The sequence below is a fragment of the Dyella thiooxydans genome, from assembly GCF_001641285.1.
In the GTDB taxonomy this organism is placed as follows: domain Bacteria; phylum Pseudomonadota; class Gammaproteobacteria; order Xanthomonadales; family Rhodanobacteraceae; genus Dyella_A; species Dyella_A thiooxydans.
This window is the reverse complement of the sequence record NZ_CP014841.1, coordinates 1,295,996-1,322,146: the sequence shown is the minus strand read 5'-3', so window position 1 is coordinate 1,322,146 and position 26,151 is coordinate 1,295,996. Positions and strand designations below refer to the sequence as shown.

General features: G+C 68.2%; 24 protein-coding genes. 18 read left to right on the top strand and 6 right to left on the bottom strand.

What is annotated here, in order from left to right; genetic code table 11:
- Nucleotides 1-86: 86 nt before the first annotated feature.
- From ATSB10_RS06010 to ATSB10_RS06000, 3 genes are all read left to right on the top strand, one after another.
- Nucleotides 87-1,547, top strand: coding sequence for an N-acetylmuramoyl-L-alanine amidase (locus ATSB10_RS06010; RefSeq protein WP_063671264.1), 1,461 nt, complete (start codon nucleotides 87-89; stop codon nucleotides 1,545-1,547).
- A gap of 47 nt (nucleotides 1,548-1,594) precedes the next feature.
- Nucleotides 1,595-3,418, top strand: coding sequence for a DNA mismatch repair endonuclease MutL (mutL, locus tag ATSB10_RS06005; protein ID WP_063671262.1), 1,824 nt, complete (start codon nucleotides 1,595-1,597; stop codon nucleotides 3,416-3,418).
- A gap of 67 nt (nucleotides 3,419-3,485) precedes the next feature.
- On the top strand, nucleotides 3,486-4,427 hold the full coding sequence (locus ATSB10_RS06000; protein WP_063674361.1) for a DUF1684 domain-containing protein: 942 nt from the start codon (nucleotides 3,486-3,488) through the stop codon (nucleotides 4,425-4,427).
- Nucleotides 4,428-4,545: 118 nt separating this feature from the next.
- On the opposite strand, the gene ATSB10_RS05995 is transcribed toward ATSB10_RS06000, so the two are convergent.
- Nucleotides 4,546-5,328, bottom strand: coding sequence for an enoyl-CoA hydratase/isomerase family protein (locus tag ATSB10_RS05995; RefSeq protein WP_063671261.1), 783 nt, complete (start codon nucleotides 5,326-5,328; stop codon nucleotides 4,546-4,548).
- Nucleotides 5,329-5,485: 157 nt separating this feature from the next.
- Between ATSB10_RS05995 and bamJ the strand changes: the two genes are divergently transcribed.
- The 4 genes from bamJ to ATSB10_RS05980 all read left to right on the top strand — a co-directional run bounded on the left by bamJ (nucleotide 5,486) and on the right by ATSB10_RS05980 (nucleotide 7,876).
- Nucleotides 5,486-6,196 carry a BamJ family beta-barrel-assembly machinery protein gene (gene bamJ / locus ATSB10_RS05990; RefSeq protein WP_063671259.1) on the top strand — a complete coding sequence of 237 codons (711 nt, stop codon included), beginning with the start codon at nucleotides 5,486-5,488 and terminating at the stop codon, nucleotides 6,194-6,196.
- A 122-nt stretch (nucleotides 6,197-6,318) separates the two neighbouring features.
- Nucleotides 6,319-6,426, top strand: a complete 108-nt coding sequence (locus ATSB10_RS19655) for a DUF1289 domain-containing protein (RefSeq protein WP_236886504.1) — start codon at nucleotides 6,319-6,321, stop codon at nucleotides 6,424-6,426.
- Nucleotides 6,426-7,028: a CoA pyrophosphatase gene (locus tag ATSB10_RS05985; RefSeq protein WP_017460890.1), complete on the top strand. Its 603-nt coding sequence runs from the start codon at nucleotides 6,426-6,428 to the stop codon at nucleotides 7,026-7,028. Before ATSB10_RS19655 ends, ATSB10_RS05985 begins: the two co-directional genes overlap by 1 nt.
- Nucleotides 7,025-7,876, top strand: a complete 852-nt coding sequence (locus ATSB10_RS05980) for a sulfurtransferase (protein ID WP_063671257.1) — start codon at nucleotides 7,025-7,027, stop codon at nucleotides 7,874-7,876. Before ATSB10_RS05985 ends, ATSB10_RS05980 begins: the two co-directional genes overlap by 4 nt.
- Before the next feature lie 4 nt (nucleotides 7,877-7,880).
- On the opposite strand, the gene ATSB10_RS05975 is transcribed toward ATSB10_RS05980, so the two are convergent.
- From ATSB10_RS05975 to uvrA, 4 genes are all read right to left on the bottom strand, one after another.
- Nucleotides 7,881-8,633, bottom strand: coding sequence for an enoyl-CoA hydratase/isomerase family protein (locus ATSB10_RS05975; protein WP_063671256.1), 753 nt, complete (start codon nucleotides 8,631-8,633; stop codon nucleotides 7,881-7,883).
- A 19-nt stretch (nucleotides 8,634-8,652) separates the two neighbouring features.
- Complete coding sequence (locus ATSB10_RS05970) at nucleotides 8,653-10,089, bottom strand: DUF4139 domain-containing protein (protein WP_236886503.1); 1,437 nt, start codon at nucleotides 10,087-10,089, stop codon at nucleotides 8,653-8,655.
- A 106-nt stretch (nucleotides 10,090-10,195) separates the two neighbouring features.
- Complete coding sequence (locus ATSB10_RS05965; protein ID WP_083966102.1) at nucleotides 10,196-10,708, bottom strand: acyl-CoA thioesterase; 513 nt, start codon at nucleotides 10,706-10,708, stop codon at nucleotides 10,196-10,198.
- A complete protein-coding gene (uvrA, locus tag ATSB10_RS05960) occupies nucleotides 10,705-13,644 on the bottom strand; it encodes an excinuclease ABC subunit UvrA (protein ID WP_063671250.1) in 2,940 nt (979 codons plus the stop codon). Before uvrA ends, ATSB10_RS05965 begins: the two co-directional genes overlap by 4 nt.
- Before the next feature lie 148 nt (nucleotides 13,645-13,792).
- On the opposite strand from uvrA, the gene ATSB10_RS05955 reads away from it, so the two are divergent.
- The 6 genes from ATSB10_RS05955 to ATSB10_RS05930 all read left to right on the top strand — a co-directional run bounded on the left by ATSB10_RS05955 (nucleotide 13,793) and on the right by ATSB10_RS05930 (nucleotide 18,164).
- Nucleotides 13,793-14,329: a DUF2059 domain-containing protein gene (locus ATSB10_RS05955; protein WP_063671248.1), complete on the top strand. Its 537-nt coding sequence runs from the start codon at nucleotides 13,793-13,795 to the stop codon at nucleotides 14,327-14,329.
- Nucleotides 14,330-14,456: 127 nt separating this feature from the next.
- Nucleotides 14,457-14,771 (top strand): 50S ribosomal protein L21, encoded by a 315-nt coding sequence (gene rplU, locus ATSB10_RS05950; RefSeq protein ID WP_063671246.1) that lies wholly within the window; start codon nucleotides 14,457-14,459, stop codon nucleotides 14,769-14,771.
- A 19-nt stretch (nucleotides 14,772-14,790) separates the two neighbouring features.
- Complete coding sequence (gene rpmA / locus ATSB10_RS05945; RefSeq protein WP_017460882.1) at nucleotides 14,791-15,048, top strand: 50S ribosomal protein L27; 258 nt, start codon at nucleotides 14,791-14,793, stop codon at nucleotides 15,046-15,048.
- 139 nt (nucleotides 15,049-15,187) lie between these two features.
- Nucleotides 15,188-16,276, top strand: coding sequence for an Obg family GTPase CgtA (cgtA, locus tag ATSB10_RS05940; protein ID WP_063671245.1), 1,089 nt, complete (start codon nucleotides 15,188-15,190; stop codon nucleotides 16,274-16,276).
- A 95-nt stretch (nucleotides 16,277-16,371) separates the two neighbouring features.
- Nucleotides 16,372-17,424, top strand: a complete 1,053-nt coding sequence (locus ATSB10_RS05935; RefSeq protein ID WP_063671243.1) for a glycosylasparaginase — start codon at nucleotides 16,372-16,374, stop codon at nucleotides 17,422-17,424.
- Complete coding sequence (locus tag ATSB10_RS05930; RefSeq protein WP_063671241.1) at nucleotides 17,424-18,164, top strand: copper homeostasis protein CutC; 741 nt, start codon at nucleotides 17,424-17,426, stop codon at nucleotides 18,162-18,164. The genes ATSB10_RS05935 and ATSB10_RS05930 overlap by 1 nt, the downstream gene beginning before the upstream one ends.
- A gap of 70 nt (nucleotides 18,165-18,234) precedes the next feature.
- Here the strand turns inward: ATSB10_RS05930 and rpsT are convergent, their stop codons facing one another.
- Nucleotides 18,235-18,498, bottom strand: coding sequence for a 30S ribosomal protein S20 (rpsT, locus tag ATSB10_RS05925; protein WP_017460878.1), 264 nt, complete (start codon nucleotides 18,496-18,498; stop codon nucleotides 18,235-18,237).
- Nucleotides 18,499-18,755: 257 nt separating this feature from the next.
- On the opposite strand from rpsT, the gene murJ reads away from it, so the two are divergent.
- From murJ to ispH, 5 genes are all read left to right on the top strand, one after another.
- A complete protein-coding gene (gene murJ / locus ATSB10_RS05920; protein ID WP_063671239.1) occupies nucleotides 18,756-20,363 on the top strand; it encodes a murein biosynthesis integral membrane protein MurJ in 1,608 nt (535 codons plus the stop codon).
- 36 nt (nucleotides 20,364-20,399) lie between these two features.
- The gene (locus ATSB10_RS05915; protein WP_063671237.1) at nucleotides 20,400-21,353 is read left to right on the top strand and encodes a bifunctional riboflavin kinase/FAD synthetase; all 954 of its coding nucleotides are present in this window, start codon (nucleotides 20,400-20,402) and stop codon (nucleotides 21,351-21,353) included.
- 186 nt (nucleotides 21,354-21,539) lie between these two features.
- Nucleotides 21,540-24,401 (top strand): isoleucine--tRNA ligase, encoded by a 2,862-nt coding sequence (gene ileS, locus ATSB10_RS05910; protein ID WP_063671235.1) that lies wholly within the window; start codon nucleotides 21,540-21,542, stop codon nucleotides 24,399-24,401.
- 83 nt (nucleotides 24,402-24,484) lie between these two features.
- Nucleotides 24,485-24,979 (top strand): signal peptidase II, encoded by a 495-nt coding sequence (gene lspA, locus ATSB10_RS05905; protein ID WP_063671233.1) that lies wholly within the window; start codon nucleotides 24,485-24,487, stop codon nucleotides 24,977-24,979.
- A 59-nt stretch (nucleotides 24,980-25,038) separates the two neighbouring features.
- Complete coding sequence (gene ispH / locus ATSB10_RS05900) at nucleotides 25,039-25,995, top strand: 4-hydroxy-3-methylbut-2-enyl diphosphate reductase (RefSeq protein WP_063671231.1); 957 nt, start codon at nucleotides 25,039-25,041, stop codon at nucleotides 25,993-25,995.
- Nucleotides 25,996-26,151: the final 156 nt, after the last annotated feature.

The following is a 26,151-nucleotide window of genomic DNA, read 5'->3' as shown; positions in this document are numbered from 1 at the left end:
ACATCCTGACAAATGCGGTGCAGGTTGCGGATATCCAAAGGAAAAGTGCTTGCAATCGCACGTGGGCTGCGATTGAATTCAAGCCCATGAGGGCATCCTTGTTCAGGTTCGGCTTGTGCGCGCTGGTGGCTGCGGCTGCCGGTCTGTCATCGCCCGTCCGCGCAGCGGAAATCCGCGGTGCACGGGTCTGGGCCGGACCCGAGTACACCCGGGTGGTGTTCGATCTCAGCGGCCCGGTCCGTTACGACATCACGCCCCGCGGAGACCAGATCCGGGTCGATCTCGGCAACGACCGCCTCGCGTCGGCCTTCGAAAAGCCGACGGCCCAGGGGCTGTTCAAGGGCGTTACGGCGCATCGTCGTGGCGGCAAGCTGGAGCTTCTGGCGGATGTCTCGGCCGGCACGACGCCCAAGAGTTTCATGCTGAAGCCGGGTGGCGGTTACGGCTATCGCCTGGTTCTGGACCTTTATCCGAAGAGCGTTGCCAAGGCCCCCGATGCAAAGGCTTCCGCACCCGCGACGCGGGTAGCCAAGGCCACGGTCACCAAGGCGGACAAGCGCGAGGTGCTGACGCTGCGCCAGGTGGCCGAGCAGATGGGCGGCGAGCGCAAGGTCGTCGTGGCGGTAGATGCCGGTCATGGCGGTGTCGACCCCGGCGCGCACGGTCCGCATGGCACGTTGGAAAAGAACGTGACGCTCGCGGTGGCGCGCAAGCTGGCGGCGCTGATCGACAAGCAGCCAGGCATGCAGGCGGTGCTGACGCGGGATGGCGACTACTTCATCCCGCTCAAGCGCCGTTACGAGATCGCGCGAGAAAAGAACGCCGACCTGTTCGTCTCGATCCATGCCGACGCCTTCAGGAACGGTGACGCCAAGGGCTCGTCGGTCTGGGTGTTGTCCTCCCGCGGCAAGAGCACCGTGGCTGCACGCTGGCTGGCCGATCGCGAAAACAGCTCCGACCTGATCGGCGGCGTGTCGTTGGCCTCCGAGGACGACAGCCTCGCCTCGGTGCTGCTGGACATGCAGCAGGGCTGGGCCGTGCAGGCCAGCGAGTCGATCGCAGGCAATGTGCTCAAGGCGCTGGGCAAGCTCGGACCGACCCACCGCGGTTACGTCGAACGCGCCAACTTCGTGGTGTTGCGCTCGCCGGACGTGCCCTCGATCTTGGTCGAGACGGCGTTCATCAGCAATCCGTCCGAGGAGCGCAAGCTGCGCGATCCGGAACACCAGACCGAACTGGCCGAAGCGGTGATGGGCGGCGTGCGCAACTATTTCGAGACCACGCCGCCGCCCGGCACCTGGTTCGCCGCACAGGCGGCACGCCGTAATGGCACCCTGCTGGCGTCGACACAGGCGATCGATGCACCGGCCGGCAAGCGCGCCGACGACTCGGTGCAGGACATGCACAAGGTTGCCCGCGGCGAGAGCCTGGGCAGCATTGCCAGGCAGTACGGCGTAAGCGTGGGCGCGTTGAAGAGCGCCAACCGCATCAGCGGCAATGGCGACACGCTGCGTGCCGGCTCGGTGCTGACGATTCCCGCGAGCTGAGCCTCCGGCGCCTTCTCGCGTCCGGAGCCCTCGCGTAAGCTACGCGGATGCCTGTGATCCGCGTGCTTCCCCCCGAACTGATCAACCAGATCGCCGCCGGCGAGGTGATCGAGCGTCCGTCATCGGTCGTCAAGGAGCTGGTCGAAAACAGCCTCGATGCGGGCGCGACGCGTATCGAGGTGGACATCGAGCAGGGCGGGGCGCGGTTGATCCGCGTGCGCGACGATGGCGTGGGCATCGCGCCGGACGAGTTGCCGCTCGCCGTGGCCTCGCACGCCACCAGCAAGATCGGCAGCTTCGACGATCTAGAACATGTCGCCAGCATGGGGTTCCGTGGCGAGGCGCTGGCTTCGGTGTCTTCGGTGGCGCGCTTTGCGCTGACCTCGCGCCAGCACGATGCCGATGCCGCGTTCCGGGTCGAGGTCGATGGCGGCCGGCTGCAGGCGGCGCGTCCCGCACAGCATCCACCTGGCACCAGCGTCGAGGTGCGCGACCTGTTCTACAACGTGCCGGCGCGCCGGAAATTCATGCGCGCTGAACGCACCGAGTTCGCGCACATCGACGATCTGATGAAGTCGCTGGCGCTGGCCCGCAGCGGTGTGGAGTTCCGCCTCAGCCACAACGGCAAGCCGGTGCGCGTGTGGAAGGCCGCGCGCGACGAGCAGGCGATGCTGGTGCGGGTTGCCGACGTGCTGGGCGAGAACTTCCCAGCACAGAGCCTGCATCTGGATCATGCGGCTGCCGGCATGCGGCTGTCCGGCTGGGTCGGTCTTCCCACCGCGTCGCGCGGGCAGGCCGATTCGCAGTTCTTCTATGTCAACGGTCGGCTGGTGCGCGATCGCGTGGTGGCCCATGCGGTGCGGCAGGCCTATGCGGACGTGCTTTTCCACGGTCGCCATCCGGCGTTCGTGCTGTACCTGGAGCTGGACCCGGCCGGCGTCGACGTGAACGTGCATCCGGCCAAGCACGAGGTGCGCTTCCGCGAGCAGCGGCTGGTCCATGATTTCCTGTTCCGCAGCCTGCACGAGGCACTGGCGCAGACACGGGCGGGGCAGGTGGTCGATGCGTCCGACGAACCGGTGGCTGCGCCGATGCCATTCCGCGCGCCGGCTTCGTCCGGCTCGGGCAACTGGCCGAGCCAGGCCAGTCAGAGCCGATTGAGCCTCGGCGTGCGCGACGAGCCCCTGGCGGGTTACGCCGCCCTGCTCGGCGAGGGGAGCCCGATGCCGCTGGATCGATCGGCCGCCGTGCCGCTGCCGGCGATGGCCGAGTCCGATCCGGAGCGTGCGCCACCGCTGGGTTACGCGCTGGCGCAACTGAAAGGGATCTACGTGCTGGCTGAGAATGAGCACGGCCTGGTGCTGGTGGACATGCACGCGGCGCACGAGCGCATCACCTACGAGAAGCTCAAGGCGGCCCGGGAGGGCAACCACCTGCGCTCGCAGGTCATGCTGGTGCCGCTCAACCTGTCGGTAAGTGCGAAGGAGGCCGCCGCCGCCGAAGAGCATGGCGACGCGCTGGCTGCCTGGGGGTTGGAACTGTCTCGCAGTGGTCCGTCGACGGTCGTGGTTCGCCGGATTCCGGCACTGCTCGAGGGCGCTAACGTGGAACAGCTGACCCGCGACGTGCTTTCCGAACTCGCCCTGCACGGCAGTTCGCGGCGGCTGCAGGAACTGGAGAACGAACTGCTCTCCACCATGGCCTGTCACGGCTCGGTTCGCGCCGGCCGTCGGCTGACGATTCCCGAGATGAACGCCCTGTTGCGGGAGATGGAGGCGACCGAGCGCTCCGGTCAGTGCAATCACGGTCGCCCCACCTGGACCCAGCTCGGGCTCGGCGAACTGGACAAGCTGTTCCTGCGGGGACGTTGACGCCGGATTGCCCCCGGCGATGCAGGATCGCCATACTCGTGGCTCCCCCGCCCTGGTCGACCGCCCGATGACGCGACGTCTTCCGCTTGCCCTCGCCCTTGTACTCGGAGTTTCCGCCGTGCACGCCACCGAACCTTCCGCCTCCCACCAGCCCTCTGCCACGCAGGTGGTGGAGCAGGTCGAGCAGTGGCGCGCCGATCGCATCAAGCGACTCACCGCACCGGACGGCTGGCTCAGCCTGATCGGGCTGGAATGGCTGCACGAGGGCGCCAATCGAGTGGGTGCGGCCGCCGATAACGACATCGTGCTGAAGGCGGGGCCGGATCATCTTGGCGTGGCGACGCTCGCGGCGGATGGCACGGTGCGTTTCACCGCGACACCCGGCAGCGGAGCCGTCATCGACGGCAAGCCGGCGTCCGATGCCGTGCTGGTCGACGACATGCACGCGGGAAAGGCCGGCCCCACCACGGTGCACTTCGGCAGCGCCAGCTTCTACGTGATCGACCGCGAAGGGCGCAAAGGCCTGCGCGTGAAGGATCCGGAGGCCGAGACGCGTCGGCATTTCCTCGGTATCGATTATTTCCCGATCAATCCGTCGTGGCGGATCGTGGCGGACTGGGTGCCGTTCCATCCCGTGCACACGCTGGAGATCGGTACCGCGATCGGCACCATCGACAAGGTCGAGGTGCCAGGCAAGGCGGTGTTCCATCATGGGGGCAGGACCTTCGAGCTGCTTCCCTACCAGGAAGAGCCCGGCGGCGAGCTGTTCTTCGTGATGGCCGATCGCACGTCGGGCAAGGAGACCTACGGCGCGGCGCGGTTCCTGTATGCCGCACTGCCTGCGGGCGGCCTGGACAAGCCGGGTGCCGTGGTGCTGGATTTCAACCGCGCCTACAACCCGCCGTGCGCGTTCACGCCTTTTGCCACGTGTCCGCTGGCGCCGCCGGAGAACCGGCTGGACATCGCCGTGACCGCCGGCGAGAAGAAATACGCCGGCGGCCATCACTGAGGCCTGCGTCCCCGTGTAGGAGCCCGCTGGCGGGCGGTGCCTTTCGCTTTGATGCGACATCAGAGCTAAAAGCGTCGCCCGCCAGCGGGCTCCTACACGGATTGCCGCAAGGGGGGACTCAGCGGCCCTTGAATTCGGGCTTGCGCTTGTCGAGGAACGCGCGCGTGCCCTCGCGCATGTCCTCGGTGGAGAACACCAGCGCGAAGCCCTGGGTCTCGAATTCCAGACCCTGGTCCAGCCCTGCCTCGCCGCCCTGCAGCACCGCATCGAGAATGCCGGCAGCCGCTAGCGGTGCGGCCGCGGCGAGCTGGTCGGCCAGCGCGGTGACTGCCTCGTCCAGCGCTTCCGGTGCGACTACCCGGTTCACCACCCCGAGTTCGTAGGCGCGCTGTGCGGAGATCGGTGCGCCGGTGAGGCACAGTTCCAGCGCCGCGCTGCGGCCGGCCAGGCGCAGCAGCCGCTGGGTGCCGCCGAAGCCGGGGATCAGGCCGAGGTTGATTTCGGGCTGGCCGAACTTCGCCTTTTCGCTGGCGATGCGCAGGTGACAGGCCATCGCCAGTTCCATCCCGCCGCCGAGTGCGAAACCCTGGATGCGTGCGATGACCGGCTTGCCGAGGCGTTCGATCAGGCTCATCAGTCGCTGGCCGGTGCGCGAGAAGCCCTGCGCCTGCACCGGCGTGTAGCCGTTCATTTCGGCGATGTCGGCACCCGCCACGAAGGCCTTCTCCCCGTTGCCCGTCAGTACCACCACGCGCACGGAATCCTCCTGCGCGGCTTGGGCGAAGGCCAGGGTCAGCTCGTTCAGGGTGTCGCGATTCAACGCGTTGAGCTTGTCCGGGCGGGCCACGGTGATGGTGCGGACGGCGCCGCGATCGGCGACTTCGATGTTGCGGTAGGCCATGGCTTGAACCTGCTTGAAGGAAAGGCGCCGATGGTAGCAGCGGGAACCTTTGACGCCCCCCGGAATCTCATGCGGGGCCAGTCAACCGCCGAGGCCCTGCACGGGGCTCACGTCGGGCAGTAGCATGCGGGGCTGGCGTCACGATCCGGAGGATGGCATGGGCAAGTGGGCAGGACTGTTGGCGGGACTCGGGCTGGTCGGCGCGGTGCATGCGCAGCAACCCTCCAAGTCCCCGGCGCCAGCGCCTGTGATCGACAAGTCCAAGCTGTCCTACGCGATCGGCTACCAGATCGGCAGCCAGTTCGCCGATGGCCAGCCGGCGGTCGATCTGCCGACACTGCAGCGGGCCATTGCCGATGCCTACGCCAAGCGCCAGCCGTCCGTCCCGACGGCGGAGATGCGTTCCCAGCTGCGGGCGCTCGACGAGCAGATGCACGCCAACGCCGTGGCCGAGTTCAAACGCATCGCCGAAGCCAACGAACGCAAGAGCGAGCAGTTCATGGCGCACAACCGGGCCCAGCCGGGGGTGGTGCAGCTGCCCTCGGGCGTGCAGTACGCGGTGATCTCTAAGGGCGACGGCGGCGCCAGCCCCACGGTGGACAGCAAGGTCACGGTCAACTATCGCGGCATGCTGATCGACGGCACCGAGTTCGACAGCACCTGGGCCCACGGCCAGCCGGCCTCGTTCACGGTGAAGAGCGTGATCCCTGGTTGGCGCGACGTGATACCGCGCATGCACGTCGGCGATCGCTGGAAAGTGGTGATTCCGCCGCGCCTGGCCTACGGCGAACGAGGCGCATTGCCCAGGATCGGCCCGAACGAGGCGCTGGTGTTTGACATCCAGTTGTTGAGCGTCGATTCGCCCTGATCTGCGAGGCGTCGCAGGCGCTATCATCGTCGGCCATGCCGAACGATCCCCGCGCTTCCTTTTCCAATGCTCCGTTGACCCCCTGCACTGGCGTGTGCCGGCTGGACGGACGGGGTTACTGCATGGGATGCCAGCGCTCCATGGGCGAGATCGCCCGCTGGGGGACCATGCACGATACCGAGCGGATGTACCTCATGAACGTGGTGCTACCCACGCGCAAGGTGTCGTGATGGACGGTATCTGGCGCGAGCTGGCGCCAGCGCTCGTGCCGCTGGCCGAGCCGCCGCAGCCGCCGGGATGGAACCATGTGCAGATGAGCGAACTGCTCGGCTCGGTCGAGCGCCGGCCGGCCGCCGTACTGGTGGGTGTGCGGGAGGGCGTGGATCCCCGGGTGGTGCTGACCGTGCGTACGGCGCACCTCGCCTCGCACGCCGGACAGGTGGCGTTTCCGGGCGGCGGCAGCGATCCCGAAGATCGCGACGTGATCGCCACCGCGCTGCGCGAGAGCCGGGAAGAGATCGGACTGGATCCCGGCCATGTCTCGCCACTCGGTTTTCTCGACATGTTCGAGACGATCAGCGGCTACTGCGTGACCCCGGTGGTGGCGCGGATCGCCGAGCAGGCGGTGCTGGCACCGGCGCCGGACGAGGTGGCCGAAGTGTTCGAGGTGCCACTGTCATTCTTCCTGGAACCGGCCAACCTGCGTCGCTACACGATGGAATACCGCGGTCATCGCCGGCCGATGGTGGAATTTGTCCACGGGGGACACCGCATCTGGGGTGCCACCGCGGCGATGCTTCTGAATCTCCTGCAGAGGATGGGCCGGGCATGAGCTTTTCCGCACCGCTGATCGACGTCGCCGGGTTGGCCGGCATCCCGGCCGGCGAGGTCATGATCTTCGACTGTCGCGTCGACCTGGCCGATCCGACCCAGGGGCGGCGCGACTTCCTGGCCGGCCATATTCCCGGTGCGGTCTATGCCGATCTCGACCACGACCTGTCCGACCTCTCGCGGCAGTCCGAAGGGCTGGGCCGGCACCCGCTGCCCAGCGCGGCGGCGTTTTCCGCCACGCTGGGGCGCTGGGGCTGGCGGCCGGATCTCCCGGTGGTCTGCTACGACGCAGGCAACGGTGCGCTGGCTGCGGCCCGCCTCTGGTGGATGTTGCGCGCAGTCGGTGCGCAGGCCGTAGCCGTGCTCGATGGCGGGCTGGCCGCCTGGCTGACGGCGGGACAGCCACTGGAGGCCGGCGAGCCGGCAGCCCGCGCGCCGACCCACGTGGAGATCAGCTTCGAACCGTCGATGGTCGTCGACCACGCCGGTGCGGCGGATGCCGCATCGAAGGGGAACCTGGTCGACGCCCGGGCCGAGCCGCGTTACCGCGGCGAGGTAGAGCCACTCGACCGCGTGGCCGGCCACGTGCCGGGCGCCTTGAACCGTCCCTTTGCCAGCAACCTCGAGCCGGACGGCCGATTCAAGCCGGTCGCGGCGCTGCGCGAGGAATGGCTGGCGCTGCTTGGGGGACGCGATCCCGCCGCGGCCGTGCACATGTGCGGCTCAGGCGTCACGGCGATCCACAACATGCTCGCGATGGAGCGGGCGGGGCTCGGTGGTTCGCGGCTCTATCCGCCTTCGTGGAGTGGCTGGATCAGCGATCCGGCGCGGCCGGTCGCGGTCGGGTAGCCGGTCACTTCTTGCCCAGGCGCGCGACCAGCGCCTGCAGCACTGCCTGGGTGTCCGGCCGGAAGAAGCCGTCGACGAATGCGTCCAGCGGCAGCGCGTCGATGTCGGCATAGGCTTCGGCCAGGTCGGCCCGCGCCAGTGCCCGGGTGGCCAGCATCGCGTGGGCCGGCAGGGCGGTAAGCTCGCGCAGCCAGAACAGCGCCCGCGTCACGACCTGGTCGACGGCGGTGGTTTCGTCCACGAAGCCGCAGGCCAGCGCGTCCTTCGACTCGATCATCGCTCCGGCGACCAGCAGCCGTTCGGCACGATAGGCGCCGACCACCCGGCGCAGGGCGAACTGAATGCAGTCCGGCACCACCAGGCCGACCTGCACCTCGTTGAGGCCGATCTTGAACGGCCCCTCCGCCATCACCCGGTAGTCGCAGAACAGCGAGAGCACGGCGCCGCCGGCCGGGCTGTGGCCGGTGATCGCGGCGACGACCGGAATCGGCGAGCGTGCGAGCACGCCGCAGGTGGCGAAGAATTCGCGCCAGAATGCGCGCACCTCGGCGCGCTCGCGCCCCAGCAGGGCCGGCACGTCGACGCCGGCGGAGAACATGCCCGGGCTGCCGGACAGCACGACGCCGCGCGCACCACTCCCGGTCGCTTCGGTGATGGCCTGCTGCAGTGCGACCAGCAACTCGCGGTTCAGCGCGTTGACTGGCGGTCGCGCCAGCTGGATCTCGACGAGGTGGTCGTGGGAAATGCGGTTGAGCATGACGGCTCCGGTAGTTCGGTTATTGCGGCTGGACGTCGGCAGTCCAGGTGTAGCGCACGGCATAGTCGAGCGTCGTCTTGCCGTTGGCGGGGACCTTCACGGCGAAGCTCAGCGTGTCCGGCGTGATGTCCGTGGGCTTCTGGCTGGACGAGGCCAGGGTCCATGTGTGCCACCGCGAAGGATGTTCGCGCACGGTGACGACGCGGGCTTCATCGCCGGCATTGGTGAGGGTGAGCCGGAACGCCTCGTCCATGGTCCGCCCTGTGCGGTCAACATGGAAGGCGGTGCGCTCGCGCTTCACCCGCAGATCGAACGCGTTGCCCAGGGTGAGCGTGACCTTGCCGCCCCTGGGGGTGTCTTCCACCCGGCCCTCGCCGATCACCTGCGCCGCGCCGTGGGCGTCGTCGGCGAGCACCCGCAGGTAGCCGGCGGGCAGGCTGTCGAAGGCATCGAAGGCCAGGGTGCTGGTGACCTGCTCCTGGCCACCCGGGTTGAAGCCCGGCTGGACCATCGGCATCGGCGGCTGGTAGGCGTTGCCGCTCTCGTACAGCGCCGTTCGTTCGCACGACACCGTGCGCGTGGCATACAGCGGCAGCAGGCTTACGGTGCCATCGGGCAGGTCGACCGGGGCCGGCAGGTGGAAGCTGCGATAGTCCGCAAGGGTAGACTGCTCGGGCATGTCGCGTGCCGCCTTGGCGCTGAAGGCCATCACCCTCGGTCCCGGGGCGTTCGGCTTGGCCAGGTTCGGTGCGCCGGCGATGAGGGTGAGGTCGGCGTCGTGCCAGTCGCTGCCGCTGCGGTTGGCCACACTTGCGCGTGACTCCAGCGTCATGCGGCAGCCCCCCCCTGGCGCCAGCGTGCCGATGTAGGAAGCACGCCAGCCCAGGCCGGCGGTGACGAAGCCGAGCTGTGCCTGCGCCGGACCACGGTGCTTGGCGTCGACGCGCAGATCCAGTCGGGCGCCGCGTTGGATCGGTCCGGTGGCGCGAACGGCAGCGTAGTCGTGCACCAGCACCGTGGCATCACCCTGGCGCAGTTCGAGGCTGCCGCGGGCGGAGAGCAACTTGCCGCTGGCCAGCACGTTGCCGCTGGCGCCGAGTACATCGATATCGCGACCGACCAGGTCCGACAGACCCGCCGATTCGCCCTGCACCAGGCGCAGCCGCTGCGATATCACGGTGGCTGCGGCATCCCTGAAGCGAAGCGAGAGCGCTTCCGGATCGAGGAACTGCGGCAGGCCGCCGAGGCTGACGTCCTGCGTGCCGGACGTCAGATCGAGCCGTCGCGGCTCGCGCACCATGGCGTAACCGCTATTCAACGGTGCGCCATCGTTGTTGAACAGCGAGGCGTCGTCGCTGCGGTAGACGGTGATTGAGGTGGCATCCGTCGCGGCGGCCTGCGCGCCGGCGCAGGCAAGCATGCCGAGGGTGATCAGGGAGAGGCGGAGTGGGCGCACCGTTCGAGCTCCTTTCGTGGAAACGCCGGTCATCTTAGCCATCGCACGTGAAGCGCAGGCAAGCCGGGCGTCATGGCGGGCAACCCCTTTTTCCCACCTGCCGCGTTCAGGCGGCCGGCGAGACCGTGTGTGCCGAATCCCGGATCGCCTGGGGCAGCGGCACCGGCTTGCCGCTGTGCGGGTCCATCCAGACCAGTACCACGTGGCCGTCGCAGTAGAGCCGCTCCGGCTCGTCCGCATCGACGATGCGGTGGGCGAGGGTGATCGAGCTGTTGCCGAGCCGCTCGCACGACAGCATCACCGACAGGCGCGCCGGCCAGGCGATCGGCAGACGGTAGTTGAGCTGGCTGGCCGCGAGTACCGGCATGGCGTGCTCGTCGAACCACGGGCCGGGCACGTGGCTCAGCCACTGCAACCGGGCTTCCTCGAGGTAGGTCAGATAGGTCGCGTTGTTGACGTGGTTGAACGCATCCAGGTCGCGCCAGCGGGCGTCCAGTTCGGCAACGAACAGCGGGGTCGTGCCTTCCTGAGACCGCGGTACAACCTCGGCAGGGGCTGCGGTCGCCTCTTTTTCGCGGGTCTTGCGGGGGCGCTTGGTGGCGCCTTCTTCGGTGGTCACGAACGTTTCTTCCTGGGCATGGGCCGGTGTTTGTCGGCCGAGGCGATGTGTTTGGTGGCGGCCTTGGTGCGCTTCGGTGCGTCGGCGCGCTTGGCCTTGGTGGCCTTGGTCGAGCGCAGGTGCGGCGCAAGGAAGTGGCCGGTATGCGAGCCGGCCGTGGCAGCCACCGTTTCCGGCGTGCCCGAGACCAGGATGCGCCCGCCGCCGGAGCCACCCTCGGGGCCGAGGTCGACGATCCAGTCGGCGGTCTTGATCACGTCGAGGTTGTGCTCGATCACCACCACGGTATTGCCCTGGTCGACCAGCTGGTGCAGCACGTCGAGCAGTTGCTCGATGTCGTGGAAGTGCAGGCCGGTGGTCGGCTCGTCGAGGATGTACAGGGTGCGGCCGGTATCCCGCTTGGACAGCTCCTTGGACAGCTTCACGCGCTGCGCCTCGCCGCCGGACAGGGTGGTCGCGCTCTGGCCCAGCTTGATGTAGTCCAGTCCGACCGCGCGCAGGGTGTCGAGCTTGCGTGCGATGGTCGGCACGTTCTCGAACAGCTTCAGCGCATCCTCCACCGTCATGTCGAGCACATCGGCAATCGTGTGGCCCTTGTAGAGGATGTCCAGCGTCTCGCGGTTGTAGCGCTTGCCGTGGCAGACGTCGCAGGGCACGTAGACGTCGGGCAGGAAGTGCATCTCCACCTTGATCATGCCGTCGCCTTCGCAGGCCTCGCAGCGGCCGCCGCGTACGTTGAAGCTGAAGCGGCCCGGCGTGTAGCCGCGCGAGCGCGCTTCCGGCACCTGCGCGAACATCTCGCGCAGCGGGGTGAACAGGCCGGTATAGGTGGCCGGGTTGGAGCGCGGCGTGCGGCCGATCGGCGACTGGTCGATGTCGACCACCTTGTCGAACAGGTCCATGCCGGTGACCGACTGGTACGGCGCCGGCTGCGTCGAAGCACCGTTGAGTTCCATCGCGGCCAGCCGGAACAGGGTGTCGTTGACCAGGGTCGACTTGCCCGAGCCGGACACACCGGTGATGCAGGTGAACAGCCCGGCCGGAATCGCCAGGTCGACGTTCTTCAGATTGTTGCCGCTGGCGCCCTTCAGGTGCAGCCAGGACGCCTTGTCGGCCGGCTGGCGACGCTTCTCGGGCACCTCGATGGCGCGCTTGCCGGAAAGGAACTGGCCGGTGACCGAGCGCGGCGAGGCGAGCACATCGTCCACCGAGCCCTGCGCCACGATCTCGCCGCCGTGCACGCCGGCGCCGGGGCCGATGTCGAGCACGTGGTCGGCCATGCGGATGGCGTCCTCGTCGTGTTCGACCACGATCACCGTATTGCCGAGGTCGCGCAGCCGGGTCAGTGTGCCGAGCAGGCGCTCGTTGTCGCGCTGGTGCAGGCCGATCGACGGCTCGTCCAGCACGTACATCACGCCGACCAGGCCGGCACCGATCTGGCTGGCCAGGCGGATACGCTGGGCTTCGCCGCCGGACAGTGTGTCGGCGGTGCGGTCCAGGGTGAGGTAGTTCAGTCCGACGTCGCTGAGGAAGGTCAGCCGTTCGCGGATCTCCTTGACGATCTTCACCGCGATCTCGCCGCGCCAGCCGGTCAGCGTCAGCGTCTGGAAGAACGCCAGCGAGTCGTCGATCGAGCGGTGGGTCAGCGCGGGCAGGGCATGGTCTGCGACGAAGACGTTGCGTGCCGAACGGTTCAGCCGCTGGCCTTCGCAGGCCGGGCAGGGCTGGTCGCTGATGTACTTGGACAGCTCCTCGCGCACCGCCATCGACTCGGTTTCTTTGTAGCGGCGTTCCAGGTTCGGCAGGATGCCCTCGAACGGATGCTCGCGGGTCACGCGGCCACCGCGCTCGGTGATGTAGCGGAACGCGATCGGCTCGCGCCCGCTGCCATGCAGCACCGCCTTCTGCGTCGCCGCGGGCAGTTTCTGCCACGGCGTGTCGACGTCGAAGCCGTAGTGCGAGGCCAGCGACTGCAGCATCTGGAAGTAGTGCGGATTGCGCCGGTCCCAGCCGCGGATTGCGCCGCCGGCCAGCGACAGTTCCGGATGGCCGACCACCCGCGCCGGGTCGAACACCTGGGTTACGCCCAGTCCGTCACAGTCGGGGCAGGCGCCGATCGGCGAGTTGAACGAGAACAGCCGCGGTTCCAGCTCGGGCAGCGAGTAGTCGCAGACTGGGCAGGAGTAGCGCGAGGACAGCATCTGGTCGGGCTGGTCGGTGTGATCCATGTCGGCCAGCAGGACCAGGCCGTCACCCAGCCGCAGCGCCGTCTCGAACGATTCGGCCAGCCGCTGCTTGATGTCCTCGCGCGGGCGGAAGCGGTCGACCACCACCTCGATCGTGTGCTTCTGGCGCAGGGTCAGCGGCGGCACCGCGTCGAGGTCGTAGACCGCGCCGTCGACGCGGGCGCGCACGAAGCCCTGCGCGCGCAGCTGCTCGAACACCTGCACGTGCTCGCCCTTGCGGTCGCGGATCACCGGCGCCAGCAGCATCAGGCGCTTTTCCGGATCCATCGCCAGCGTGGCGTCGACCATCTGGCTGACCGTCTGCGCCTCCAGCGGGATGCCGTGGTCCGGGCAGCGTGGCGTGCCGACGCGGGCGTACAGCAGGCGCAGGTAGTCGTAGACCTCGGTGATCGTGCCCACGGTGGAGCGCGGGTTGTGCGAGGTCGACTTCTGCTCGATCGAGATCGCCGGCGACAGGCCTTCGATGTGGTCGACATCGGGCTTTTCCATCATCGACAGGAACTGCCGCGCGTACGCCGAGAGCGACTCGACGTAACGCCGCTGGCCTTCGGCATAGATGGTGTCGAAGGCCAGCGAGGATTTGCCCGAGCCGGACAGGCCGGTGATCACGATCAGCCGATCGCGCGGCAGGTCCAGGTCGATGTTCTTGAGATTGTGCGTGCGTGCGCCGCGAATGCGAATGGTGTCCATCGCGTGGTCAGATGGGGGGAAACGACCAATATAGCAATGCCCGGTGACTGGCTGGGTGCTAGCTGACCGCGGGGATCGCCGGTGCCGCCATGAACGGTGCGCTGCTGTGGCTAAATGGGCGCTTCCCGACGAATCCGGAGTCCCGTGCATGACGTACAAGCGGTTTGGCCAGCACTTCATCGGTGCACTTGCCGGTTTGCTGCTTGCGGCGGGAGCACCGTCGGTCATGGCCGGCCAGGCCAGCGCCAAGCAGGTTCGGGAATTGATGGGCTTGTTCGGTACCGACCGCATGTTCCAGCAGATGAATGCCCAGATGGCGGCGATGATGGGCAAGCAGCTTCCCTGCGTGCCGGCCAGCTACTGGAACGGGTTCCTCGACGACCAGGCCACCCGGGAACTCAGTGCTAAGCTGGTGCCCATCTACCAGCGGCACTTCACCGAGCAGGATGTCCGGGGGCTGCTGAAGTTCTACCGCTCACCGCTTGGTAAGAAGCTGCTGCTGGAGCAGCCGTCGATCATGGCCGAAGTCATGCAGATGGGGCGGCAATGGGGCGAGCAGCGGGCCCAGGCGATGATGGCCCAGTTGCAGCAGAACGGCACCCTGACCGCGGAAAGGCGCTGCCCGCCGGCATCCGGGCCCCAGCCCGCTTTGGTGGCGCCGGCAGCGGCAGCCAGCAGCCCCTGACCGGGCTTGTCGGCGCCGGGTGGTCAAGGATTGACCAGTGGTTCTTGCCCTCGTTATACTCGGCAGTCCAATGCGCTCGGTTAGGCGTGTCGGAACCCAAGAGAATAACGACAGAAGGGACATTCCCATGAGTTACGCAGTCATCAAGACCGGTGGCAAGCAGTACCGGGTGCAGCAGGGCGACGTCCTGCGCGTCGAGCTGCTGAACGCCGAAGAAGGCGCCACCGTGAATTTCGACCAGGTCCTGCTGGTCGGTGCAGGCGAGTCGATCACCGTCGGCGCGCCGACCGTGGCCGGCGCCACCGTCTCGGCCACCGTGCGCAAGCATGGTCGCGCGGACAAGGTGCGGATCATCAAGTTCCGCCGCCGCAAGCACCACAAGAAGCAGCAGGGTCATCGTCAGCACTTCACCGAAGTGGAAATCACGGGCATCAACGCCTGAGCAACTGGAGCATTGAGTCATGGCACATAAAAAAGGCGTAGGTTCCAGCCGCAACGGTCGCGATTCGAACCCGAAGTACCTCGGCGTGAAGATCTACGGCGGCCAGGCCATCGAGGCCGGCAACATCATCGTGCGTCAGCGCGGCACCCAGTTCCATGCCGGTACCGGCGTGGGTCTCGGTCGCGACCACACCCTGTACGCGCTGGTCGACGGCACCGTGCAGTTCAAGGTCCGCGGCGCCAAGAACCGCCGCTTCGTCGACGTGATCCCGGCCTAAGCCGGCCGCGTCGCGATGCGCGAAGGCCCCGCTCCGGCGGGGCCTTTGTTTTTTCCGGGGCGGCGAACCGGGCGGGCGACCCGCTCACCGGATTCCCGGTTACCCTTTCGATCCATGCTACGCGTTCCGGGCAGATCCCATGAAATTCGTCGATGAAGCAGTCATCAAGGTCCATGCCGGCAACGGCGGCAACGGCTGCGTCAGTTTCCGCCGCGAGAAGTTCATTCCCTTCGGCGGCCCCAACGGCGGCGACGGTGGCCACGGCGGCTCGGTATGGCTGGTCGCCGACGAGGGCCTCAACACGCTGGTCGATTTCCGCCACCAGCGCGTGTTCAAGGCCCAGCGCGGCGAGAACGGCATGGGTTCGGACATGTACGGCAAGGGCGGCGATGACACCATCGTCCGGGTGCCGGTCGGCACCGTGGTCACCAACGTCGATACCGACGAGGTCATCGGCGACCTGACCCAGCACGGTCAGCGCCTGCTGGTGGCCCAGGGCGGCAAGGGCGGCCTGGGCAACATCCATTTCAAGAGCTCGGTGAACCGGGCGCCCCGCAAGGCGACTGACGGTACGCCGGGTGAGGTGCGCGAGCTCAAGCTCGAGCTCAAGCTGCTCGCCGACGTCGGGTTGCTGGGTTTTCCCAATGCGGGCAAGTCGACCTTCATCCGCGCCGTTTCGGCCGCGACCCCGCGGGTGGCGGACTATCCGTTCACCACGCTGCACCCGAACCTCGGCGTGGTCAGCCTCGGTACCGACCAGAGTTTCGTGATCGCCGACATTCCCGGCCTGATCGAGGGTGCGGCGGACGGCGCCGGCTTGGGCATCCAGTTCCTGCGCCACGTATCGCGCACGCGCCTGCTGCTGCACCTGGTGGACATCGCGCCGATCGACGGCACCGATCCGGTCGAACAGGTGCGTGCGATCGAGCAGGAGCTGACCAAGTTCGACCCGGATCTGCTGGATCGCCCCCGCTGGCTGGTCCTCAACAAGGCCGATGTTCTGCCGGAAGACGAGCGTCAGGTGGTGGCGGAAGACATCGTCCAGCGACTGGGCTGGACCCAGCCGTGGTTCCTCGTCTCGGCGATCGCCCGCGACAACACGTTGGCGGTCTGCCAGCAGGTGCAGCGCTTCTTCGAGTCGCAGCGACGCGCGGCCGAGGAGGAAGTCCAGACCGACTTCGCGCCCGACGACGTGCGCAGCCGGGGCGGGGCCTCGCAGCCGGAGTAAGGCTTCGCCCGGGCCGTTGCGCTCTCGCGCGCGGCCCGAGTCAGGGCATCATGGGCGCTTCCGGCCGCGAGACCGTCGAAAGGAGCGCTTTTCCAATGCCCACCCGTCGCGATTTCCTCAAGAGCACGCTGATGACCGCCAGTGCGCTGGCGGTGCCGTCGATCGGTGCGGCGGCCACGACCGAGCCGGCACAGCGGGCGGCAATTCCGGCGCGCGCCGGGGCCCGCGTGGTATCGACCTGGGACTTTGGCGTCCCCGCCAACCGGGCGGCCTGGGCGTTGCTGGGCCCGGGCGGCAAGGCGCTGGACGCGGTGGAGGCCGGCGTGCAGATCCCCGAGGCCGATCGCGCCAACCACAGCGTGGGTCTGGGCGGCTATCCCGACCGGGACGGTCACGTCACGCTGGACGCCAGCATCATGGACGGCGACGGCCGCTGCGGCGCAGTGGCGTGTATCGAGCGCATCGTGCACCCGATCCGGGTGGCGCGCCGGGTGATGGAGGTGACGCCGCATGTTCTGCTGGTGGGCGAAGGCGCGCTCCAGTTCGCCCGGGAGCAGGGTTTCCACGAGCAGGATCTGCTCACTCCGGAGGCCGAGAAGGCCTGGCACGCGTGGATGAAGGAGGCGAAGTACCGCCCGGTGCCGAACAGCGAGAACCGCGACTATCACCAGAGCCTCGGGTTGCCCGGCGGCAAGCACAATCACGACACGATCGGCATGCTGGCAGTGGATGCCCACGGGCATCTGGCCGGCGCCTGCACCACCAGCGGCATGGCCTGGAAGCTCCACGGCCGGGTCGGTGACAGCCCGATCATCGGTGCCGGCCTGTATGTCGACGGTGAGGTCGGTGGCGCCACCTCCACCGGTGTAGGAGAGGAGGTGATCCGCAACGCCGGCAGCTTCCTGGTGGTCGAGCTGATGCGCCAGGGACGCAGCCCGCAGGAAGCCTGCGAGGAGGCGGTGCGCCGCATCGTCAAGAAGAGACCCGACGGCGCGAAGGAGTTGCAGGTCGGCTTTCTCGCCTTGCGTCGTGACGGTGCAGTCGGTGCCTTCGCGATCCAGCACGGCTTCACCTACGCGGTATGCGATGCCGACTCGCAGGATCGGGTGTTCGGTTCCCCCAGCGTCTACCGCACGAGTTTCAACTGATGCCCCTGCTCGAGATCGCTGCGGGCTCGCTCGAGTCGGCGCTGGCCGCCCAGGCGGGCGGGGCGGGGCGCGTCGAGCTGTGCGGCAACCTCGCCGGTGGCGGGGTCACGCCCTCGTATGGGCTGGTGGCGATCGCACGCGACCGGCTTTCGATCCCGCTGCATGTGCTGATCCGGCCGCGGACCGGGGATTTCCTCTACGGCGAAGCCGAGCTGGAAATCATGCTGCGCGACGTGGATGCCTGCGTCCGTCTCGGCTGCGATGGCGTGGTGATCGGTGCGCTGGATGCTGATGGGCGCGTCGATCGGTCATTCTGTCGCACCCTGGTGGAGGCCGCCGGGCCGCTGGGCGTGACCTTCCATCGCGCATTCGACGCGGCCCGCGATCCGGCGGAGGCGCTGGAGGATGTCGTCGTGCTGGGTTGCGAGCGCGTGCTCACGTCCGGCGGCTGCCCGAGCGCGCTGGAAGGGGCCGAAGCCATCGCTGCGCGGGTCCGGCAGTCGGCAGGCCGCATCCGGGTGATGGCCGGGGCCGGCATCCGGCCGGACAACGTTCGCGAGGTGCTGGGGCGCAGCGGCGTCGACGAAGTCCATGCCTCGGCGCGCACGCTGCAGCGTTCGGCCATGCGCTGGCGCAACGAGCGACTGCTGGATCTGCCGGTGGATCGTGACGAGACCGCCCGTGCGACCGTCGCCGCCCTGGTCGCCGAGTTGATGCCCGCTGACGGCGTTGCCGGGTAAGGCGGGCGCCGGGCAAAGAAAAAGCCGGCTTGCGCCGGCTTGTTCACCAACCCGAAGGAGCGTTCTGGCTTCAGGCCAGTTCGCGGATCTTCGCGTTAAGGCGGCTCTTGTGGCGAGCGGCCTTGTTCTTGTGGATCAGGCCACGCGCGGCGTAGCGATCCATGACCGGCTGGGCGGCGGCAAAGGCCTCGACCGCGGCAGCCTTGTCCTTGGCCTCGATGGCCTTGACGACCTTCTTGAGGGCGGTGCGCACCATGGAGCGGGCGCTGACGTTGCGCAGGCGGCGCTGCTCGGACTGGCGCGCACGCTTCTTCGCGGACTTGATGTTGGCCAAGGTAAAACTCCGAAATCGCTTGGGGTTGGAAAAAGACGCGCAATTATGCGTGCATTGCGCTATGGCGTCAAGCACTTGGCGCGACCGATGGGCGCTTGCGGCGCCCGGTGTGACAGGCCGTCGATGACGGTCGCTGCGTGCCCGGATTGTGCCACACCTGAGCCTGTCATCGCGCCCCCTGCCGCTGTCACACTACGCCCTTTGCGCGCCGTGCCACGGCTCGCACCGTATCCATCCACAGAGGTGGCGTCACCCGCATGAAGTCTCCCAGCATGCTGCGCGGGCTGCTGTCGTTCAGCAGCATGACCATGGTCTCGCGCGTCCTCGGACTGGTTCGCGATATCTCCATGAGCCACGTGTTCGGTGCCAGCGCGGCGACGGACGCCTTCGTGATCGCCTTCCGCATTCCCAACTTCATGCGGCGCCTGTTCGCCGAGGGGTCGTTCTCCACGGCGTTCGTGCCGGTGTTCACCGAGGTGAAGGAAACCGGCACCCGCGAGCAGCTCAAGGAGTTGCTGGCCCGGGTGTCGGGGACGCTGGGCGGCGTGCTGCTGGCGGTGACCGGGCTGGGCCTGGTGTTCGCGCCGCAGGTCGCCTCGATGTTCGCTCCGGGGGCGCTGGACAATCCGCACAAGTTCGACCTGACCACCGACCTGGTGCGGCTGACCTTTCCCTTCATCTTCTTCGTCTCGCTGAACGCACTGGCGGCCGGCGTGCTGAACAGCTTCCACCGCTTCGCGCTGCCGGCGTTGGCGCCGGTGATCCTCAACCTGTGCATGATCGCCGGTGCGCTGTGGCTGGCACCGCGGCTGCAGGTGCCGATCATGGCAATGGGCTGGGCGGTGCTGGTGGCCGGCGTGCTGCAGTGGCTGTTCCTGCTGCCGGCGGTGCGTCAGCTCGGGTTGCTGCAGCGGCCGCGCTGGGGCTGGAGCCACCCCATGGTGCGACGGATCATGCGGCTGATGGTGCCGACCCTGTTCGGCTCTTCGGTGGCGCAGCTCAACCTGCTGCTCGACACGGTGGTGATCTCCTTCCTGGTAACCGGCTCGCAGACCTGGCTGTGGCAGGCCACGCGCTTCCTCGAGCTTCCGCTGGGGGTGTTCGGCGTGGCGCTGGGTACGGTGATCCTGCCCTCGCTGTCGCGCCACCACGTCGGGACCGATCGCGAGGGCTTCTCGCGCGCACTGGACTGGGGGCTGCGGATCACCCTGCTGATCGCCTTGCCGGCGATGCTGGCACTGCTGCTGCTGGCCGAGCCGCTGGTATCGACCTTCTTCCAGAACGGCCGCTTCACCGCGACCGACGCACGGATGGCAGCGATGTCGGTGCTGGCCCTGAGCGCCGGCCTGCCGGCCTATGCGCTGGTAAAGGTGCTGTTGCCGGCGTTCTATTCGCGGCAGGACACGCGCACCCCGGTTCGGGCTGGCGTGGTGGCGCTGGTGGCCAACATGGTGTTCAACGGTGTGTTCATCGCGCTGCTGTACCAGCTGTGGGCGACTCCGGCTCAGCTGGCGGGGAGCTGGATCGCCGGCATCGCCCAGGTGCGCGGCCTGCACGTGGGGCTGGCCATCGCCAGCTCGCTGTCGAGCTACGTGAACTTCCTGCTGTTGTGGCACTGGCTGAAGCGGGACGGCGTGTACCGCCGCGCGCCGGGCTGGTCGCGCCACTGGCTGCGGCTGGGGGTGGCCTGCGTGGCCATGGTGGCGGTGCTGCTGGCCGGGCGCTGGCTATGGCCGGACTGGAGCGACGTGAAGGTGTCCGCCCGCGTGTGGCATCTGATGGTGCTGGTGATTGCCGGCGGCGGCACCTACGTCGCTGCGCTGTTCGCGCTGGGCTTCCGGCTGCGTGACCTGCGTGCCCATTGAGGCCCGGGCCGCGTGGCGGGCCGGTATAATGGCCCGATGATCAAGCTTTCACGGGACGTCGCGGGACCCTGCTTGGCGCCACGCGGAAGCGTCGCGGCGATCGGTGCGTTCGATGGCCTGCACCGCGGCCACCAGGCCCTGCTCGCGGAGGTGCGGGAACGCGCTGCAGCGCTCGACTGCGAGCCGGCAGTGATCAGTTTCGAGCCACTGCCGCGGGCGTACTTCTCGCCGCAGCCGGTTCCCCGGCTCTCCAGCGTTCGCGAGAAGCTGGTCGGCTTCGACGCGGCCGGCATCTCGCAGGCGCTGCTGCTGCGCTTCAACGCGGCGCTGGCGGCGATGACGCCCGAGGCTTTCGTGCGGCAGGTACTGGTCGAACGCCTCGCCGCCCGCGAAGTGTGGGTGGGCGGCGACTTCCGCTTCGGGCACAAGCGCGCGGGCGACGTGGCGCTGCTGGAGCGGATGGGGCGGGAGCTGGGTTTTGTCGCCCGCACCATGCCGCCGGTGTTGCTGCACGACGAGCGCGTCTCGGCGACCCGGGTACGCGAGCTGCTGGCCGCGGGCGATTTTGCCGCCGCCGCACCGTTGCTTGGGCGGCCGTTCGTCATCGAGGGCAAGGTCGAATACGGCAACCAGTTGGGCCGGACCCTGGGCTATCCCACCGCCAACATCCACCTGCACAGCCGGGTCAGCCCGGTGCAGGGCATCTTCGCGGTCCGGGTCGGCCTGGGCAATAGCGAATGCGCCTGGCCCGGCGTGGCCAGCCTGGGCGTGCGCCCCACGGTGAACCAGGTGACCCAGCCGCTGCTGGAGGTGCACCTGTTCGATTTCGAGGGCGATCTCTACGGCCGGCGCATGGCGGTGGAGTTCGTCGCCAGGCTGCGCGACGAGCAGAAATTCGATGGACTGGATGCGCTGAAGGCGCAGATGGATCATGATGCGCGCTCGGCCCGGGCCATCCTGGGCATGAACCCGGTACTGGCTCGCGCATGATGCTCAGCGACACGATCAATTCGCCGTACCCCGCCCGCGACCGCGCCAGCGCCGTCGCGGCAATCATTATTATTTGAAGGCATCCGCCCGCAGCGCGAGCGCCTGTCGCCGCGCGCGACGGGCGGCAAGACAGCGCCTGTGGCCTCGCGGCCCCGGGACGAGACAGCGAAGAAGGCACTCGAAGCGATGAGCACCGACTACAAGAGCACCATCAACCTGCCGCAGACGGACTTCCCGATGCGCGGCGACCTGCCCAGGCGCGAGCCGGGCTGGCTGGCCGAGTGGGAACAGGTGGATCGCTACGCGCAGATCCAGGCCAGGGCGGCCGGCCGCGACAAGGTGTTCGTGCTGCACGACGGCCCGCCGTACGCCAACGGCGCGATCCACATCGGCCACGCGGTGAACAAGATCCTCAAGGACATGACGGTCAAGTCCAAGCTGCTGGCCGGCTACCGCGCGCCGTACGTGCCGGGCTGGGACTGCCACGGCCTGCCGATCGAGATCGCGGTGGAAAAGCAGTACGGCAAACCGGGCGACAGGCTCGACGCCGCCGCGTTCCGCCAGAAGTGCCGCGAGTACGCGGCCAGCCAGGTCGACACGCAGCGCAGCGACTTCAAGCGGCTGGGCGTGCTCGGCGACTGGCAGCAGCCGTACCGCACGATGGACTTCACGTATGAGGCGGACATGGTGCGCGCGCTTTCGCGCATCGTCGCCAACGGCCACGTGGTGCGCGGCGCCAAGCCGGTGTACTGGTGCTTCGACTGCGGTTCGGCACTGGCCGAGGCGGAGATCGAATACGCCGACAAACAGTCGCCGGCGGTGGACGTGGCCTACGACGCGGTCGACCCGCAGGCGCTGGCGAAGGCGTTCGGCGTGGACGCGGGCGACGCCATCGTTGCCGTGCCGATCTGGACCACCACGCCGTGGACGCTGCCTTCCAGCCTGGCGGTGTCGCTGGGTGCCGAGCTGGAGTACGCGCTGGTCGAAGGTCCCGCGCGCAACGGGCGTCGCGTGCTGCTGGTGATCGCCAGCGCGCTGGTGGAACGCGCGCTGCCGCGCTACGGCGTGGAGCAGCCGGTGGTGCTCGGCCACGCGCCGGGCCGGGCGCTGGAAAACATGCAGCTCCAGCATCCGTTCTATGCCCGGCAGGTGCCGGTGATCCTCGGTGACCACGTGTCGGCCGAGGACGGCACCGGCGCCGTGCACACCGCGCCGGACCACGGTGTGGAGGACTTCACCGTGTCGCGCCAGTACGGCATCGGCACGATCAACCGGGTCGACGGTCGCGGCGTCTACCGCGAGGACACGCCGGCGCTGGATGGCACCGCGCTGGCCGGCGTGCATCTGTGGAAGGCCAATCCGATGATCGTCGAGGGCCTGCGAGCCCGCGGCGTGCTGCTGGCCCACGCCACCATCGAGCATGCCTATCCGCACTGCTGGCGGCACAAGACGCCGGTGATCTACCGCGCCACGCCGCAGTGGTTCATCGGCATGGAGCAGGCCGGCCTGCGCGAGGCGGCGCTGGCCTCGATCAAGCAGGTGCGCTGGGTGCCCGCGTGGGGCGAGGAGCGCATCGCCGGCATGGTGACCGGGCGTCCGGACTGGTGCATCAGCCGCCAGCGCACCTGGGGCGTGCCGATCGCGCTGTTCGTGCACAAGGCCACACACGAGCCACATCCGGATTCGGTCGCGCTGATGGAGCAGGTGGCCAAACGGATGGAAGAGGGCGGCATCGACGCCTGGTACGCGCTCGATCCGGCCGAGCTGCTGGGCGACCAGGCCAAGGATTACGAGAAGGTCACCGATGTGCTGGACGTGTGGTTCGACTCCGGCGTCACCCACTTCGGCGTGATCGGCCAGCGCCCCGAGCTGCAGGCCGGCGACGCCGGCGACTACACCGTGATGTATCTGGAAGGCTCGGACCAGCATCGCGGCTGGTTCCAGTCCTCGCTGCTGACCTCGGCGGCAATCCACGGCCGCGCGCCGTACCACCACGTGCTCACCCACGGCTTCACGGTGGATGCGGCCGGCCGCAAGATGTCCAAGTCGCTGGGCAACGTGGTGGCGCCGCAGAAGGTGATGGATACCCTGGGCGCCGACGTGCTGCGCCTGTGGGTGGCCTCGGCCGACTACCGCAACGAGATGACCGTCTCCGACGAGATCTTGAAGCGCGTCTCGGACAGCTACCGCCGCATCCGCAACACCGCGCGCTTCCTGCTCGGCAACCTGGACGGATTCGATCCGGCAAAGCACCTGGTCGCCGTCGAGGACGGCCTGCTGCTCGATCAGTGGGCGGTGCAGCAGGCGTACGACGTGCAGCAGGCGGTGCTGGCCGCCTACGAGCGCTATGACTTCCCCGAGGTGATCGCCCGCGTGCAGAACTTCTGCACCAACGAGTTGGGTGCGCTGTACCTGGACATCACCAAGGACCGCCTCTACACCATGCCGACGGAGAGCCTGGGCCGGCGCAGCGCGCAGAGCGCGATGTACCGAATCGCCGAGGCGATGGTGCGCTGGCTGGCGCCGGTGCTGAGCTTCACCGCCGAGGAAATCTGGCAGTCGCTGCCGGGCGAGCGTGGCGGCAGCGTGCTGTTCGAGACCTGGTACGACGGCCTGGCCGCCACCCAGGGTTCGCCGGAGCAGCGGCGCTGGTGGGCCGACCTGCTGGCGATCCGCGAGACCGCCTCGCGCGTGCTCGAAGGTATGCGCAAGGCCGAGCAGATCGGCGCGGCGCTGGAAGCGAAGCTCACCGTGCACGCCGACGATGCGCTGCGGACGCGCTACGCCGATGCGGCGGACGAACTGCGGTTCTTCTTCATTACCTCCGAGCTGACCCTGGCACCGTTGGCGCCACGTCCCGAGGCGGCGGTGCAGGTGGACCTCGATGGCGCCGAAGCCTGGGTCTCCGCCGAGGTCAGCGGTGCCGCCAAGTGCATCCGCTGCTGGCACCGTCGCGACGATGTCGGCAGTCATGCGGATCACCCGGAGCTGTGCGGCCGCTGCGTGGAGAACGTGGCCGGTGCTGGCGAGGTGCGCCGCAGCTTCTGACTTCCATTCCCGCGCCCTTAGTAGGGCGCGGGAATGCCGCCATGCGATGCCGGCAGGGCCGGCTCCACCTGAAAGAGTCCTTCATGTCTTCGAAACCCCGTGCGCTTCCCTGGCTGCTGCTATCGGCGGTCGTGGTGCTGATCGACCAACTGACCAAGGTGTGGGCGCAGCATGCGCTGGCACCGGCCGGCACGCCGCACCCGGTGATCCCGGGCCTGCTCAACTGGACGCTGGCGTTCAATCCCGGAGCGGCCTTCAGTTTCCTCGCCAGCAGCGCCGGTTGGCAGCGCTGGTTCTTCGTCGCCCTGGCGGTGGCGATCAGCAGCGTGCTGGTGGTGTGGCTGGCGCGTACGCCGCGGCACGACTGGCGCACGGCGCTGCCGCTGGCCCTGGTGATCGGCGGTGCGATCGGCAACATGATCGACCGCCTGCACGCGGCGGTGGTGACCGACTTCATCCAGGTCTACTGGCACCAGTGGAGCTATCCGGTTTTCAACGTGGCCGACTGCGGCATCACCGTGGGTGCGGTGTTGCTGGTCGTGTTCGGGCTGTTCGCGGACCGGCGAAAGGCCGGGTGATCCGGCCATGGGGCAGGGCATGCGATAATCGCGGCCTTACCTGATCTGCCGGATCGTCTGTGGACATTCTTCTCGCCAACCCCCGCGGCTTCTGCGCCGGTGTCGACCGCGCCATCGCCATCGTCGAGCGCGCGCTGGAATCCTACGGTGCGCCGATCTACGTGCGGCACGAGGTGGTGCACAACCGCTACGTGGTCGACAAGCTGCGCGCCGACGGTGCGGTGTTCGTCGAGGAGCTGGCCGAGGTACCGGACGGCGCCACGGTGATCTTCAGTGCGCACGGGGTGTCGCAGGCCGTACGCAGCGAGGCCGAGCTGCGCGGGCTGAAGGTGTTCGACGCCACCTGTCCGCTGGTCACCAAGGTCCACATGGAGGTCGCCCGGCTGGGGCGCATCGGGCGCAGCGTGATCCTGATCGGCCATGCCGGGCACCCGGAAGTCGAGGGCACGATGGGTCAGTGGAACCCGGCCAATACCGGCGAAATCCTGCTGGTGGAGTCGGTGGAGCAGGTGGCCGAACTGGCGCCGAAGTTCCCGCACCAGCTGTCCTACGTCACCCAGACCACGCTGTCGGTGGACGACACCCGGGCGATCATCGAGGCCCTGCGCGGCACCTTCCCGGACATCGAGGGGCCGCGCAAGGACGACATCTGCTACGCCACCCAGAATCGCCAGGACGCCGTACGGCGGCTGGCCGAAGCGGTCGACCTGGTGCTGGTGGTCGGCTCGGTCAACAGCTCCAATTCCAACCGCCTGCGCGAGCTGGCGGAGAAGCAGGGCGTGCCGGCCCACCTGATCGACGGCGCCGAGCACATCGCCCGCGAGTGGCTCGATGGCGTGACGAGCATTGGCGTGACTGCCGGTGCGTCGGCGCCGGACAAGCTGGTGAAGGAGGTCATCGCCCGGCTGCAATCCTGGGGTGCCGGCAGCGTGCGCGAGCTGGACGGCGAGCCGGAAACCATCACCTTCGCCCTGCCCAAGGAACTGCGGCTGTGCGACGGCACGGCCGCGGCCTGACCCGACGCCACCCATCCGGAAAACGAAAAGGCCCGCGTTGCTGCGGGCCTTTTCGCTGTATATGGTGCCGGAAATAGGAATCGAACCTACGACCTACGCATTACGAATGCTAAAATATGTCGCTTTAATGTGTTGGTATTGTTAGGTTTAATGACA